We start from the raw sequence: 13,600 nt of genomic DNA, 5'->3' as shown, positions 1-13,600 counted from the left end.
TCACCCTCACCCTTCCGCGCCCTGACGGGCGCTCCCTCCCTCTCCCAGGAGGAGAGGGAATTGGCGGCACCTCACCCCTCTCCCCCCGGGAGAGGGAGGGGCCCGCCCGCGTCAGCGGGTGGGAGGGTGAGGGTGGCCCCTCGCCGGCTACGCCACGCCGTCAGACATCGTCGGCTCATGCCGACGCTGCTGCCCGCCGTGGCGAGTCTTCGAATGGCTTACGCCATCCGAAGCCGCCCACACCTCACTGACACGCCAGGCATTCGTCATAGTCCGTCGTCTCGCCGATTTCGAACTTCGGCGCGGCGATGGTGTTGTCTGCTTCTACGCCGCCCGATCCGGCGAAGCCCGCGCGCTGCACGCTCTTCGAGCGCAGATAGTAGAGCGACTTGATGCCGAGCTCCCAGGCGCGGAAGTGGAGCATCAGGAGGTCCCACTTCTCGACGTCCGCCGGGATGAACAGGTTCAGCGACTGCGCCTGGTCGATATAGGGCGTGCGGTCGCCGGCGAGTTCGAGCAGCCAGCGCTGGTCGATTTCGAAGCTGGTCTTGTAGCAGTCCTTCTCTTCCACCGACAGGAAGTCGAGGTGCTGAACCGAGCCGCCGTGTTCGAGGATCGAATTCCACACCGCGTCGCTGTTCTTGGATTTCTCCTTGAGCAGCTTTTCCAGGTACGGATTCTTGACCGAGAAGCTGCCCGACAGCGTCTTGTGCGTGTAGATGTTCGCCGGGATCGGTTCGATGCAGGCGCTGGTGCCGCCGCAGATGATGCTGATCGACGCGGTCGGCGCGATCGCCATCTTGCAGCTGAACCGCTCCATCACGCCGACGTCGGCGGCGTCGGGGCAGGGCCCGCGCTCGGCGGCGAGCGTCATCGACGCCTGGTTCACCTGCGCGCTGATGTGCTTGAAGATGCGCAAGTTCCAGCTCTTCGCCATCGCGCCTTCGAACGGCAGGCCGCGCGCCTGGAGGAAGGAGTGGAAGCCCATGACGCCGAGGCCCACCGAGCGTTCGCGCGCGGCGCTATAGGCGGCGCGTTCCATGCCCGGTTCGTGGCGGTCGATATAATCCTGCAGCACGTTGTCGAGGAAGCGCATCACGTCTTCGATGAAGACCTTGTCGTCCTTCCAATCGTCCCACGTTTCGAGGTTGAGCGACGACAGGCAGCAGACCGCGGTGCGATCGTTGCCGAGATGGTCGCGGCCGGTCGGCAGCGTGATTTCCGAGCACAGGTTCGACGTCGAGACCTTCAGGCCCAGGTCGCGGTGATGCTTGGGCATCGCCTTGTTCACGTGATCGGCGAAGACGATGTACGGCTCGCCGGTCTGCAGGCGGGTTTCGACGAGCTTCTGGAACAGCGAGCGCGCGTCGAGCGTCGCGCGGACGGTGCCGTCCTTGGGGCTGAGCAGATTCCATTCGCGGCCGTCGCGCACCGCTTCCATGAAGGCGTCGGTCAGCAGCACGCCATGGTGCAGGTTCAGCGCCTTGCGGTTGAAGTCGCCGCTCGGCTTGCGGATTTCGAGGAATTCCTCGATCTCCGGATGGCTGACGTCGAGGTAGCAGGCGGCCGAACCGCGGCGCAGCGACCCTTGCGAAATCGCGAGCGTCAGGCTGTCCATCACGCGGACGAAGGGGATGATGCCGCTGGTCTTGCCGTTGAGGCCGACGGGCTCGCCGATGCCGCGCACGCTGCCCCAATAGGTGCCGATGCCGCCGCCGCGCGAGGCGAGCCAGACGTTCTCGTTCCAGGTGTCGACGATGCCGTTCAGGCTGTCGGGCACCGAATTGAGGTAGCAGCTGATCGGCAGGCCGCGCCCCGTGCCGCCGTTCGACAGCACCGGAGTCGCGGGCATGAACCACAAGCGGCTGATATAATCGTACAGGCGCTGCGCATGCGCGGCATCGTCGGCATAGGCCGAGGCGACGCGGACGAAGAGGTCCTGATAGCTTTCGCCCGGCAGCAGGTAGCGATCGTTCAGCGTTTCCTTGCCGAAATCGGTCAGCAGCGCATCGCGGCTATGATCGACCTCGACGGGATAGGGGCGGGCGTGGATCGCCTTGCTGCCGCCATTCGCCTCTGCGGCGGGCGCCTCGGCGGCGACGGTGGCGTCGATCGTATCGGTCATGGCCTCACCCTGCGTGTCCCTGAAATCCATCGATTACCGTCCCTTGTTCCATACATGTTCGACTCGGGGCGACATGCGCAGCATATCACCCGGGCGCCCCGATGGTGAGAACAAAAAGGGGTCGCGGTTCACGGCCGCATTGTGCCCTATGGCGAATCCGACAAGGTATGTCGCCATCGATCTCTACCAGCGATTGGGTTCACCCCCGAACGCAACCCCCACAAATTGTGGCAAAGCGTCGCCGCGGGCAAGAGGCTTAATGACGCGACAGCCGTGCGGTTCCGGTGCGAACGGGGCGCGGCGGGTCGGTCGAGGGGCCGCGACGCGTGGACTTCCGCGGCTTCCGGAAAGTGCAAGCGGCGAGTGGCGGCATGAAATTTTTTTTAGCGGCCGAAGAGGCCAATTCGGACGCGATTCAACCCATGTCGTCCCGTCCGCCTAACATGAACGAAAGTTTCGTTGCGGCGGCCGGGGATACCGTCGAAGCCGCGGCGATGCGCCGTCGTTCGTCCCTCGTCCTCTCCGCCCTGATACTCGCTGGCTGTGCGCAGCGACCGGTGGCGGGGGTCGATATGCTGACCATGCTGGCCAAGGCGCGGGCGCACCAGACCCCGGCGCAGCAGCGCGCGGCGATGGTCACCGACATCCGTGCCGACATTCGCAGCAACGATCCGGCGGCGGACACGCCGGCCCTGGCGCGCGCGCTGGCGGCGATCGGCACAATCCCGCGCGAGAACTTCGTCGACGCCAGGGGACGCGCGGCGGCCTATGTCGATCTGCCGCAGGACATCGGCCACGGTCAGACGATCTCCGATCCCTATGTCGTCGCGGTGATGACCGCGGCACTGGACCTGCCCGCGGATCGCAGCGCTCATGTGCTCGATATCGGCACGGGGTCGGGCTATCAGGCGGCGGTGCTTGCGAAGGTCGCGGCGCGCGTCGCCTCGGTCGAGATCGTCGCGCCGCTCGCCCGCATGGCGGCCGCGCGCCTGCGCCGCATGGGCTATGCGACCGTCACCGTGCGGGCGGGCGACGGCTTCCTCGGCTGGCCGGAGCAGGCGCCCTTCGACGGGATCGTCGTCGCCGCCCGCGCCACCGCAGTGCCGCAACCGCTGGTCGACCAGCTGAAGGTCGGCGGCCGCATCGTCATGCCGATCGGCCTGTCCGACACGAGTACGCAATTGCTGCGCATGACCAAGCGCGCCGACGGTACGCTGGATCGATGCACGCTGGGCCCCGCGCTGTTCGTCCCCTTCACCGGCGGCCGCGTTCCCCCGTTCGCAGCGCGTGCGCTGACGGACCGGACGATCCCGCTGTGCTTCCGCGCGCCGATCGTGGGGGTGGTCTGAGGGGGGCGCGTCTCCTGTTCGAGCTGACCCCGCCGTCCGTCAAATGACGGTTGCGACCTTACCGCCGCAGGCCGTTGGTGTGGTAGAAGGCGGTCAGCGCTGCGGTGGACGCGATCTGTATCTTGGGCAGGGTGATGCCGTCGAACAGGGTGCGGTAGCGGGTCCGGTTGGCTCGGGTGGCGATGGTGATGTGCCGGATCATATCCCATTTCACGCTATCGCGACCGCCTTCCAGCCCGCCGCGGCGGTCGCGCTCGAACCAGCAGCGTCGGATGTATCGATACAGGCTGGTCGTCATCGGAACGTCGAGCAGGATGATGCCGGTCGCGCGTTGCAGGCGTTGCGGGAGCAGCCGCGAGTAATTGCCGTCCATCACCCAGCGGTTGCCGGCGATCGCGGCATCATGGAGCGCCGCGAACTCGGCTGGCGGTCGTGGCACCCAGTCGGTGTGCGGGAGATGGTGGAGCTGATCGAGGTGGACCACCTGCAAGCCCCGGACCTTCGCGATCGCCTGCGCGAGCGTCGACTTGCCGCTGTTCGACGGTCCCATGATGCAGATGCGTGTGCCCAGCTCGGTCAGCGTCATGGCGCGGCATAGCTCCTCGCGGGATGTACTATGCCTGCGGGTGGGGCTTCACAACGGATGGTGGAGGGGGATCGAGACTTAACGTTCCATGCCATTGATGCTGCCTGGCGTTCCATCATGCGCCCGCACGGCGGCGCCGATGCGCTGGTCGATGCAGGCGAGCAGGGTGGTGCTGGTCCGCGGCCGCTGCGCGACGCAGGTGCGGGCGGCGGGACAGGCCAGCGCGTCGATGAGCGCATCGCCGCTGGAGACGGCGATGCGGCAGGCCTTCAGCACGCCGCCGTCGAGGTCGAGTGACAGGCGCAGGCGCGAGAGGTGGCGGCCGGTGACTTCTATGTCGGGCTGCGGCGGCGCGGCGGGCGCGGTGGCGAGCTGGGCGAGGAGGAGGGCGAGCAGCACCGGCGCGCCCGTGTCAGCGGCGGCCCTTCAGCGCGCGCATTGCGCGGACCGAGCTGTCGACGGCGGGGGGCGCTACCGGCGCGGGCGTGGGCAGCGGGCTGTTCCAGGGGCGCTCGCGGAACCACTTGGTGATGATGTACTTGGTGCCGGCGATCACCGGCTTGCCCTGATGGACCGTGTAAGGGTTGGGCTTGCCTTCGGCGTCGATGTTGTTCCAGCACAACATGGTGCCCATTTCGGGCACGAAATCGTGGTCGAGATGGTGGAAATAGGTCTCGCCGCCCGCCTCGGGCTCGTTGAGGTAGATCATCGCGGTCCAGGTGCGCTGGCCGCAGCGCCGCAGGTGCGATGTATCTTCGGGATCGGTCGATTTGAAATAATCGGCGTGGCTGCGGAATTCCTGGCCGACGGCATAACGCTGGCCCTGCACGCTCTCACCGAATTGCGGACCAACGCCGAGGAACAGCGAGATGCGCAGGTCGAGCAGCTGGATGAGCGGTTCGTCGACGTCGAACGCGCAGGTTTCGCTGGTGCGCATCTGCGACACGCCATCGGCGACGCGTGACCGCTGGCGGTTGGCGTCGATCATCGTACACATTAGCGCGCATTCGTCGGCATTGAGGAATCCGCGCGCCATGACGAGGTCGATGTAGGGATTGTGCAGTTCGACCCCGCCCGCAAAGCGCATGGCGTGGATGGCGGCTTCGTCGAGACCGAGCGTGGTGATGTCGATCGGCGCGTGCATGCTCATCGAGGGCGGTTCCTGCCACCCGGTCGGCGGAATGCCGGCGGGTGCGGACCGGGTTAGCGGGTGATGGTAAATGCGTGTTTAACGCCGGGACGGCGTGAGGGCGGCGGCGCTTGGGGCACTGTGGCGCGCGCGGCCGGGGTGCCGTCGGGTCAGCCGTGGCGCAGGCGGTTCTGTAAAGTGCTGAGCCGGTCGAGGTCGATGCGTTCGTTGAAGGCAATGCCGGCGCGGCCGTCATGCGCCCAGGCGATGCGCGCGGCGACCATCATGTCCTCCGCCACCTCGAGCATCACGTCGACGCCCACCGCCTCGCCATCGATCGTGATGCCGTCGATCAGCGCGCCGCTGCTCGACATGTTGCGGATGCGCACGTCGCCCTGCTTGCGGCCGATCTCGATCCGGGCGGAGCGCAGCATGCGCGTGCGCGGCGCACGGCTGATGCGGTGGCCGACGGGGTGGGCGGGCGCGGCTTCGCCGAGCTGCGCCATGACGTCGGCGGCGGGCACGCCGCGGCCATAGACATAGCCCTGGATGTGGCTGCAGCCGAGATCGCGGACCAGATCGATCTCGTCCTGGATCTCGACGCCCTCCGCGGTCGTCTCCATCCCCAGCGTCTCGGCGAGCGAGACGATCGCGCGGATGATCGCGGCGTTGCGGTTGCCCGGCGCGGCGGCACCGCGCACGAAGCTCTGGTCGATCTTGATCTTGTCGAACGGCGCGGTGCGCAGATAGCCGAGGCTGGAATAGCCGGTGCCGAAATCGTCCAGCGCCAGGCGGACGCCGATCGCCTTCAGCGCCTTGAACATCGCATCGGTCGAGCCCGAGCCGGCGAGGAACACGCCTTCGGTGATCTCCAATTCCAGGCGGCGCGCGGGTAGGCCGCTATGCGCGAGCGCGGAGGTGACGAGCGCGGGGAAGGCGGGATTGGCGAACTGGATCGGCGAGACGTTGACCGCGACGCGCACGTCCCCCGGCCAGCGCGCGGCATCGGCGCAGGCGGTGCGCAACACCCATTCGCCCAGAGGCTCGATCAGTCCGCATTCCTCGGCAACCGGGATGAAATCGGCCGGCGAGATCGGCCCGCGGACCGGATGGTGCCAGCGGATCAACGCTTCATAGCCGACGATCTTCGCGTCTTTGGTCGACACGACGGGCTGATAGTGGAGGACGAAGCCCCCCTCGGTCAGCGCGAGGCGCATGTCGTCTTCGAGCGCCTTGCGGCTCTTCGCGCCGGCCAGCATGTCGTCGGAATAGAAACGGTGGACGCCGCGCCCGTCCGCCTTGGCGGCATAGAGCGCGAGGTCGGCGTTGCGGATCAGCGCCTCGGCATCCTTGCCGTCCTGCGGCGCGATCGCGATGCCGATCGAACAGCCGATCGTCACCGACGTGGCGGCGACGAAATAGGGCTGCGACAGGCCAGCGATCAGGTCGCGGGCGAGAAGCGCGAGCGCGTCGCGGCGGTCGTTGCCGGGCAGCAGGACCTGGAATTCGTCGCCGCCGAGCCGCCCGACGAGGCCGGCGTCGCCGACGATCCGTTGCAGGCGCTGCGCCACCTGTTTCAGCAGCTCGTCGCCCGCCTGATGGCCCAAGGTGTCGTTCACCGCCTTGAACCGGTCGAGGTCCATCAGGAATAGCGCGGCGGGGCTGTGCGTGATCGCCTGCTGTTGCAGCGTCTTGTCGAGGCTGTGGCGCATGCGCTGACGGTTGGCGAGGCCGGTCAGGCTGTCGAACAGGGCGAGGCGCGTGATCTCGGCATCCGACCGCCGCTTTTCGGTGAGGTCGCTGCCCGAACCGATGAAGCCGCCGAAGCGGCCGAGATCGTCGATCATCGGTCGGCCGGACATCGACCACCAGCGTTCGGCGACCTCCGGCGCGTCGCCCGCGCCGCAGATCATGTAATCGGCAAAGGCGGTGCGCGACGACAGATGGAAGGCGAGCGTGCGCTCGGTCCCGATCGCGGCGCCGTCCATGCGGAAGACGTCGGTGAGAAACTGGCCGATCGGATGCGGCTGGCCGTTCTGGACCAGATCGTCGGCGACCTTGCGCGACAGATAGGTCAGCCGGCCCTGCCGGTCGCTTTCCCAGAACCAGCCCGTGCCGTGATCTTCAAATTCGGCGATCATCTTGAGCGCCAGGCGGCCGTTGCCGCTGTCGATCATATGATCATAAGCGGTGCGCGCATCGATCCGGGCAAGACGGACGATCACGAAGCCGAAGGCAATGACGAAGGGGAGCGCGGCGAGCGTGGCGAGGATATGACCCGCCGCCGCGGGCATCAGCGAAAAGCCGACTGCCAGCGACAGCGTGGCGATACGGATCGGCTGGAGCGCCAGGGCGACCAGCGCGATCGTCGCCGCGATGCTGACCCAGCAGACGATGGCGAACGACCCGTGCGGCAGATCGGCGGCGAGTACGGCCAGCGCGCCACCGATAGAGAGCGCGGCGACCCCGGTGACGCGCACGCGCTGGAACACCGGCCAGCGATCGCTATGCTGCCCGAACGCGGCGAACCACAGCACGCTGGCGCTTGCGATCATCAGCAGGATGGCGATCACGAAGGGCAAAGAGAGGCCGGTCGCATGGGCGCCCACGCCCAGCAGCACGGACATTGCGGCGAGCGACGCACAGGCCAGCGGCCACAGCGTCGCGACCATGCCGAGCCGCTGCCCGAGCGACACGACGACATAGTCCGGGCTGTCGTAGCGCACGCCCAGAATCGTCATCGCCGACGCGTCCGGTCCCCGCATATCGAGAGGTTGAGGTCGGGTCATGCGATTCATACGACCCGAATAGCGCCCCGATCCTTGATAAATCCCTGCAAAGGGAGCCGAAGCGGCCGCATCGCGGCGATGCTTGGCGGGGGCGCAGCCGGGGGGTAAAGGCTGCTTCCCGAAGGAGCTATCGCCCGTGACCAGCCTGCCCGTGACCATCCGCGCCGCCGACCTGATCGACAGCGTCGCCGACGCTTTGCAATTCATCAGTTACTATCACCCGATGGATTACATCCGCGCGCTGGGCGAAGCCTACGAGGCCGAACAGAGCCCGGCCGCCAAGGATGCGATCGCGCAGATCCTGACCAACAGCCGCATGTGTGCCGAGGGGCATCGCCCGATCTGCCAGGACACCGGCATCGTCAACGTCTTCGTCAAATGGGGCATGGACTGCCGTCTGGACGACAACAGCCGATCGATGCAGGAGGTGATCGACGAGGGCGTGCGCCGGGCGTACCTGCATCCTGAAAACAAGCTGCGCGCCAGCGTGCTCGCCGACCCCGCCTTCACCCGCCGCAACACCCGCGACAACACGCCCTGCGTGCTGCATGTCGAAATGGTGCCGGGCGCGACCGTATCGGTCGACGTCGCGGCCAAGGGCGGCGGCAGCGAGAACAAGTCGAAGTTCAAGATGATGAACCCCAGCGACTCGATCGTCGACTGGGTGATCGAGATGCTGCCGCAGATGGGCGCGGGCTGGTGCCCGCCGGGGATGCTGGGCATCGGCATCGGTGGCACTGCGGAGCATTGCGTGCTGCTCGCCAAGCAGGCGCTGATGGAGCCGATCGACATGGGGCCGCTGAAGGCGCGCGGACCGAAGAACGATATCGAGGCGCTGCGCATCGAGATTTTCGACAAGGTCAATGCGCTGGGCATCGGCGCGCAGGGGCTGGGCGGCCTCTCGACCATCCTCGACGTCAAGATCAAGGACGCGCCGTGCCATGCCGCGGGCAAGCCGGTTGCGATGATCCCCAATTGTGCCGCGACCCGCCATGCGCATTTCACGCTGAACGGCAGCGGCCCGGCCTATCTGGAGGCGCCGAAGCTGGAGGAATGGCCCGACGTCAATTGGACGCCGGACAAGGCTGCGATCCGGGTCGACCTCGACACGCTGACGCCCGAGGTGGTGCAGTCGTGGAAGCAGGGCGACCGGCTGCTGCTCAACGGCAAGATGCTGACCGGCCGCGACGCCGCGCACAAGCGCATCGCCGACATGCTGGCGAAGGGCGAGGAACTGCCGGTCGAGTTCCGGGGCCGGGTGATCTATTATGTCGGCCCGGTCGATCCGGTCGGCGAGGAGGTCGTCGGTCCCGCCGGCCCCACCACCGCCACCCGCATGGACAAGTTCATGCGCATGATGCTGGACCAGGGCCTGCTCGCCTGCGTCGGCAAGGCAGAGCGCGGCCCCGCCGCGACGGACGCGATCCGTGAGGCGAAGAGCGCCTATCTGATGGCGGTCGGCGGCGCCGCCTATCTGGTGGCGCGCGCGATCAAGGGCAGCAAGGTCGTCGGGTTCGAGGATCTGGGGATGGAAGCGATCTACGAATTCGAGGTCAGCGACTTCCCCGTCACCGTCGCGGTGGATAGCGAGGGCAACAACGTCCACCAGCTCGCGCCGCTGGTGTGGCGCGAGAAGATCGCAAAGGAAGGGTTGCTGACGCCGGCGTGAAGTAGACGCCGGCGCCAAACGGCTGAGAACGCTGCCTCCGGGCTCGTGCGACTCTCGCGGGCCGTTTCCAGTTCGTCATTGCGAGCGTAGCGAAGCAATCCAGAGCCGGACCAGGACGCCCTGGATTGCTTCGCTACGCTCGCAATGACGGATGAGGAGATGTCACCCCGCCTGATCGTCGTCCTGCTGCCAGCGGACTGCCCAGCTTGCCTGGGCGGCGGGGGTCGCGTTGAGGATGGTGAAGAGCAGAAACAGCGTCTGTGCCGCGCCCTGCATCAGCGCAGGCTTGGGCCAGTCGAGCGCGAGGCCGGCCATCAGCGCGAACAGCGCGAGCATTGTGGTGATCGCGAAGACGGCGAAGGTCGACAGATAGGCGCGGGCGCGAACCGCGCGGTCCCATTCGTCGGCCTTTTCGACACCGCCATACGGTTTCAGCGGGCCGACGATCTTGACGATCATGCCGACCATGAAGCCCAGCATCTCGATGCCATAGCCGGCGAGCGCGAGCGGCGTCTGCATGCCGCGGCTGAGCGACAGGGCGATGCCGGCGAAGGCCAGGGCCAGCGCGATCGTTGCGGGCCAGCGCAAGGGGCGGCGGCGGGGCGGGTGCTGCGACAGCGCCGGAATGCCGGTCCAGCCGACGAGCGCGTCGAGGCGCTGAAGGGTCGTTTTGTCGGTCACAGCGGCTCATCCTCCAGGTCGGGCATCGGCACCATGAATTCAGCGAAGAGGATGGGGAGCGTCAGCATGGTCATCACCGTGGCGTAACCGATTGCGCCCCATTGGCTGGTGGTCGCCGGCATCGGCCAGCCGAGACGGCTGGCGAGCATCAGCCAGACGAACAGCATGCTGACGGCGAGGATGTCGATCAGATAGGCGCGGCGCATCGCGTCCGACAGCGCGGTACGTTCGAACTCGTCGAAGGTCGCAAAACCGGCCGGACTCAGCCACGCCTCGCGCGTGAAAGGGGACTGGAGCGAGGTGATGAGCAGCAGCATGCTCATCGGCATGACGTTCGGCAGCACGGTGCCGCGATCATAGGCGCCGACCATCGCGAGGACGGGAATCGTGAGGACGAAGAGGAGGCCAGCGCTCATGCCCCAGCGAACCCAGTATCGACGCGGACGCTGCTTGATCTCGTTCGCCTGCCATTTGCGGATGTCGTAGCCGTCGCGGTAGGTCATGCGGCGTCCTCGGGATCGGGGAAGGGGATCGCCCATTCGGCGAACAGGGTCTGCAAATTGGAGGCGGTGGCGGCAAGCGCGAGGCCCCAGACTGCCCAGTCGCCCCAGCGGTGCGGCATCGGCCAGCCGTAGGACGTGGCGAGTGCGCACCAGCCGAACGCACCGGCGCCGAGCAATGTGACGACCCAATAGGCGCGCTGTGTCGCGCGCATCAGGGCCGCGCGTTCGAACTCGTCGTACGAGTCTTGCATCCAGCCTCCCTTGGCGAAGGGTGAGCGGCCCGAGCCCATGTTCATGATGCCGATGACGACGAACCATCCGATTGGCAGGCCGGTTCTTTGGTCGCCCGGCACCCAGAACTGGACGAGAGCTAGGCCAAGGCTGACGACCACGGCGGCCATCAGCCACCATCGCAAAGAACGACGCCGATAGGGCCGGCCACCGGCAAACTCCGGCGGCATCTCGCCCGGTGCATAGCGCCCGGTCCAGCGGCGGCTGTCATAGCCCATCAGGCGTCTCCGGCCCGGCGCAGCGCGTCGGTGAGCGAGGGGAAGGGGGTGAGCGAGAAGATCAGCTCGACCGGCACGTCGAAATAGGCGGCGATCTTCAGACCCAATTCGAGGCTGGGGTTGTAGTCGCCGCGTTCGAGATAGCCGATCGTCTGCGGGTTGACGCCGACCGCCTCCGCCAGCTCGCGCCGCGACACGTTGCGGTCGTTCCGGAACAGGGCGATGCGGTTGTGCATGCGTCCATTCTGCATGATCTGTTGTGTTTGCACAACGATTCGTTTTGGCTTCAAGAAGGGGCTTGGTGGCCTCCCGCATTTACCCGCCAGAAACCGAGACGGCTTAGTATTTGATTCGACGCGAAATATGTGGGGATGGCTCATGTTAAGCAGGAGGACTTTGTCCGCCGAGCATGACGGGCTGCGCGAGCTGGCCGCAGCGCTGCTGGCCTGCGTGGCGGCGCCGCAGCCTGATTTGACGACATTGGGGAAGGCGCGGTGGCTGCTGACCCGCAAGCTGCTGGCGCATCTCGCGAAGGAGGATGCGTTGCTCTATCCTCGGCTGTGCGCGAGCCCCGATCCGCGGGTGGCGGCCGTCGCAACCCGCTTCGCCGCCGAGATGGGGTCGCTCGCCGACCGCTACCGCGCCTATGTCGCAGCCTGGCCGGCGGAGCGGATCGCGGACGACTGGATTGCCTTCGGGGCTGCCACGCGGCAGATCCTGCAGCTGCTGCTGCGTCGGATCGAAGGGGAAGAGACAATGCTCTACACGCTGATCGAGGAGACCCCGTCGCGGCGGACAGCGGCGTGACGGCGCCGACGATCCGCCCGGCAAGTTCCGACGACGTGGCGGGCGTCGTCGCGATGCTGGCGCCCGTGATCGCCCTGGGCGAGGCCTATGCCCTGCCGCGCGACATGACCCCGGCGGCCATCGCGGACCATTGGTTCGCGGCGGCGCATCAGGTGTTCGTGGCCGAGCGCGATGGCGTGCTGCTGGGCAGTTATTACATTCAAGCCAATCAGGCGGGCGGCGGCGCGCATGTCGCCAATGCGGGCTATGTCACGGCCGAAGCGGCGCGCGGACAGGGCGTCGCGCGGGCGATGGCGGAACATTCGTTCGATGCGGCGCGGGCCGCGGGCTTTCGCGCGATGCAGTTCAATTTCGTGCTCGCCAGCAACACGGTCGCGGCGAAGCTGTGGCAGGCGCTGGGCTTTGCGATCGTCGGGCGGGTGCCTGAGGCGTTCGACCATCCGCGGCTGGGCCCGGTCGATGCGTTGATAATGCACCGCTTCCTGTAGCCCGAAATGAGAAGAGGGTGCCGGGCGCCTCCCGGCGACCCGACACCCCCCAAACATGGTCAGCGGCCGGAGAGCTCCAGCCCGGGAGACCATGAGGCCTCTTCAACCCATGACAGCATCGTTGATTGGGGGAGGATACCCCCCGGTGCCGCCGTATCGGGTGTTAGAGGCCAGTCCCCCGAACGAACTGAACCGACCCCACTGCTGAACCATGAGACATCGGATCACCTCCTTTCGCTTGTGATAGCCATGTGCCGGGGACCCCCGCCACACCGGCAATGTGCGCATCGCCGCAGCCACATGCAAGACTTGTAATGCGACGCGTTTTGCACGAGCATCGCGCCCCTTGGCCCCGGGCCTTTGGGCTAGCGCCGGCAATCCTCGGTCACGCGCTCGATCTCCGCCCAGGCGGGCAGGACCAACGTGCCGCTGCCGGGCTGCTCCACCACGAACCGTCCGCGGCTGAAGCCCATCGCGTCGAGCAGGCTATCGTTGGGCGCGAGCGTGGTCGCGACATACGGCGGCGTGCCGCCGGTCGGGCGCATCGCCAGTGCGCGGGTGGTGCTGGTGGTGCGGATCGTCAGCGGTGCGAGCACGCTGCCGGCGCGCGACAGGAAGATCTGTCGGCCAGACAGATCGCAGCGCAGCGTCACCAACGCGTCGCTGCCCGCCATCCCGAACAGCGCCAGGCTGCCGCGCGCATCGCGGCGATAGGTCCAGGTGCCCGGCGTCAGCGGCCAGTCGCGCCAGTCGCTGCCGCGCGGCGCTGCGACTGGCGCAGGCTGCGGGCGAACGGGCACGGGCGTCGGCGTGGCCGGCGGCGCGATCGGCTGGGGCACGCAGGCGCCGAGCGCGGCGAGCAGGGCGATGGCGAGACCGGGGGCAGGATTGAAGGCGAGACGGCGCATGGGCGGGGCTTATGGGCGAAGCGGCAGGCGCGCTCAAGGCGCGTGAACATGGAACCG

Annotated in this window: 14 protein-coding genes; 4 read left to right on the top strand and 10 right to left on the bottom strand. The window is 67.2% G+C overall.

The features are described 5' to 3' along the window. Window positions 1-244: 244 nt before the first annotated feature. Window positions 245-2,155 (bottom strand): ribonucleoside-diphosphate reductase subunit alpha, encoded by a 1,911-nt coding sequence (locus tag A7E77_RS03040; RefSeq protein ID WP_063685773.1) that lies wholly within the window; start codon window positions 2,153-2,155, stop codon window positions 245-247. A 413-nt stretch (window positions 2,156-2,568) separates the two neighbouring features. Between A7E77_RS03040 and A7E77_RS03035 the strand changes: the two genes are divergently transcribed. Next, on the top strand, window positions 2,569-3,474 hold the full coding sequence (locus A7E77_RS03035; protein WP_063685771.1) for a protein-L-isoaspartate(D-aspartate) O-methyltransferase: 906 nt from the start codon (window positions 2,569-2,571) through the stop codon (window positions 3,472-3,474). A gap of 58 nt (window positions 3,475-3,532) precedes the next feature. Here A7E77_RS03035 and A7E77_RS03030 read toward each other — a convergent pair whose 3' ends face one another. From A7E77_RS03030 to A7E77_RS03015, 4 genes are all read right to left on the bottom strand, one after another. Beyond that, a complete protein-coding gene (locus A7E77_RS03030) occupies window positions 3,533-4,060 on the bottom strand; it encodes a hypothetical protein (RefSeq protein ID WP_063685769.1) in 528 nt (175 codons plus the stop codon). Between the two features lie 78 nt (window positions 4,061-4,138). Further along, window positions 4,139-4,459 carry a hypothetical protein gene (locus A7E77_RS03025; RefSeq protein WP_063685767.1) on the bottom strand — a complete coding sequence of 107 codons (321 nt, stop codon included), beginning with the start codon at window positions 4,457-4,459 and terminating at the stop codon, window positions 4,139-4,141. 13 nt (window positions 4,460-4,472) lie between these two features. Continuing rightward, window positions 4,473-5,210, bottom strand: coding sequence for a prolyl hydroxylase family protein (locus A7E77_RS03020; protein WP_063685765.1), 738 nt, complete (start codon window positions 5,208-5,210; stop codon window positions 4,473-4,475). Window positions 5,211-5,359: 149 nt separating this feature from the next. After that, complete coding sequence (locus tag A7E77_RS03015; RefSeq protein WP_063685763.1) at window positions 5,360-7,954, bottom strand: putative bifunctional diguanylate cyclase/phosphodiesterase; 2,595 nt, start codon at window positions 7,952-7,954, stop codon at window positions 5,360-5,362. 160 nt (window positions 7,955-8,114) lie between these two features. Between A7E77_RS03015 and A7E77_RS03010 the strand changes: the two genes are divergently transcribed. Further along, window positions 8,115-9,647 (top strand): fumarate hydratase, encoded by a 1,533-nt coding sequence (locus A7E77_RS03010; protein ID WP_413243586.1) that lies wholly within the window; start codon window positions 8,115-8,117, stop codon window positions 9,645-9,647. Window positions 9,648-9,809: 162 nt separating this feature from the next. Here the strand turns inward: A7E77_RS03010 and A7E77_RS03005 are convergent, their stop codons facing one another. From A7E77_RS03005 to A7E77_RS02990, 4 genes are read right to left on the bottom strand one after another with little or no spacing between them, the layout of a single operon-like run. Next, the gene (locus A7E77_RS03005; RefSeq protein WP_063685761.1) at window positions 9,810-10,328 is read right to left on the bottom strand and encodes a hypothetical protein; all 519 of its coding nucleotides are present in this window, start codon (window positions 10,326-10,328) and stop codon (window positions 9,810-9,812) included. Next, entirely contained in the window at window positions 10,325-10,831 is a 507-nt protein-coding gene (locus tag A7E77_RS03000; protein ID WP_063685759.1) for a hypothetical protein, read from the bottom strand. The genes A7E77_RS03005 and A7E77_RS03000 overlap by 4 nt, the downstream gene beginning before the upstream one ends. Next, window positions 10,828-11,340: a hypothetical protein gene (locus tag A7E77_RS02995; protein ID WP_063685757.1), complete on the bottom strand. Its 513-nt coding sequence runs from the start codon at window positions 11,338-11,340 to the stop codon at window positions 10,828-10,830. Before A7E77_RS02995 ends, A7E77_RS03000 begins: the two co-directional genes overlap by 4 nt. Then, window positions 11,340-11,591, bottom strand: coding sequence for a helix-turn-helix transcriptional regulator (locus A7E77_RS02990; RefSeq protein WP_063685756.1), 252 nt, complete (start codon window positions 11,589-11,591; stop codon window positions 11,340-11,342). Before A7E77_RS02990 ends, A7E77_RS02995 begins: the two co-directional genes overlap by 1 nt. Before the next feature lie 127 nt (window positions 11,592-11,718). Here A7E77_RS02990 and A7E77_RS02985 point away from each other — a divergent pair, with 127 nt between their 5' ends. Both A7E77_RS02985 and A7E77_RS02980 read left to right on the top strand, forming a co-directional pair. Next, the gene (locus A7E77_RS02985) at window positions 11,719-12,147 is read left to right on the top strand and encodes a hemerythrin domain-containing protein (RefSeq protein ID WP_226341827.1); all 429 of its coding nucleotides are present in this window, start codon (window positions 11,719-11,721) and stop codon (window positions 12,145-12,147) included. After that, the gene (locus tag A7E77_RS02980; protein WP_063685752.1) at window positions 12,144-12,635 is read left to right on the top strand and encodes a GNAT family N-acetyltransferase; all 492 of its coding nucleotides are present in this window, start codon (window positions 12,144-12,146) and stop codon (window positions 12,633-12,635) included. The genes A7E77_RS02985 and A7E77_RS02980 overlap by 4 nt, the downstream gene beginning before the upstream one ends. Window positions 12,636-13,000: 365 nt before the next feature. Here the strand turns inward: A7E77_RS02980 and A7E77_RS02975 are convergent, their stop codons facing one another. Then, on the bottom strand, window positions 13,001-13,543 hold the full coding sequence (locus A7E77_RS02975; RefSeq protein WP_063685750.1) for a hypothetical protein: 543 nt from the start codon (window positions 13,541-13,543) through the stop codon (window positions 13,001-13,003). Between the last annotated feature and the right edge of the window lie 57 nt (window positions 13,544-13,600).

The sequence above is a fragment of the Sphingomonas sp. NIC1 genome (assembly GCF_001638925.1).
Lineage (GTDB): Bacteria > Pseudomonadota > Alphaproteobacteria > Sphingomonadales > Sphingomonadaceae > Sphingomonas > Sphingomonas aquatilis.
The sequence above is the reverse complement of the archived record's forward strand: the minus strand, read 5'-3'. Positions and strand labels throughout refer to the sequence as shown.

Coding starts and splice junctions, on each gene's coding strand:
- A7E77_RS03040 (WP_063685773.1), bottom strand. CDS start 2,155: ATGGATTTCAGGGACACGCAGGGTGAGGCCATGACCGATACGATCGAC.
- A7E77_RS03035 (WP_063685771.1), top strand. CDS start 2,569: ATGAACGAAAGTTTCGTTGCGGCGGCCGGGGATACCGTCGAAGCCGCG.
- A7E77_RS03030 (WP_063685769.1), bottom strand. CDS start 4,060: ATGACGCTGACCGAGCTGGGCACACGCATCTGCATCATGGGACCGTCG.
- A7E77_RS03020 (WP_063685765.1), bottom strand. CDS start 5,210: ATGAGCATGCACGCGCCGATCGACATCACCACGCTCGGTCTCGACGAA.
- A7E77_RS03015 (WP_063685763.1), bottom strand. CDS start 7,954: ATGCGGGGACCGGACGCGTCGGCGATGACGATTCTGGGCGTGCGCTAC.
- A7E77_RS03000 (WP_063685759.1), bottom strand. CDS start 10,831: ATGACCTACCGCGACGGCTACGACATCCGCAAATGGCAGGCGAACGAG.
- A7E77_RS02995 (WP_063685757.1), bottom strand. CDS start 11,340: ATGGGCTATGACAGCCGCCGCTGGACCGGGCGCTATGCACCGGGCGAG.
- A7E77_RS02990 (WP_063685756.1), bottom strand. CDS start 11,591: ATGCAGAATGGACGCATGCACAACCGCATCGCCCTGTTCCGGAACGAC.
- A7E77_RS02985 (WP_226341827.1), top strand. CDS start 11,719: ATGTTAAGCAGGAGGACTTTGTCCGCCGAGCATGACGGGCTGCGCGAG.
- A7E77_RS02975 (WP_063685750.1), bottom strand. CDS start 13,543: ATGCGCCGTCTCGCCTTCAATCCTGCCCCCGGTCTCGCCATCGCCCTG.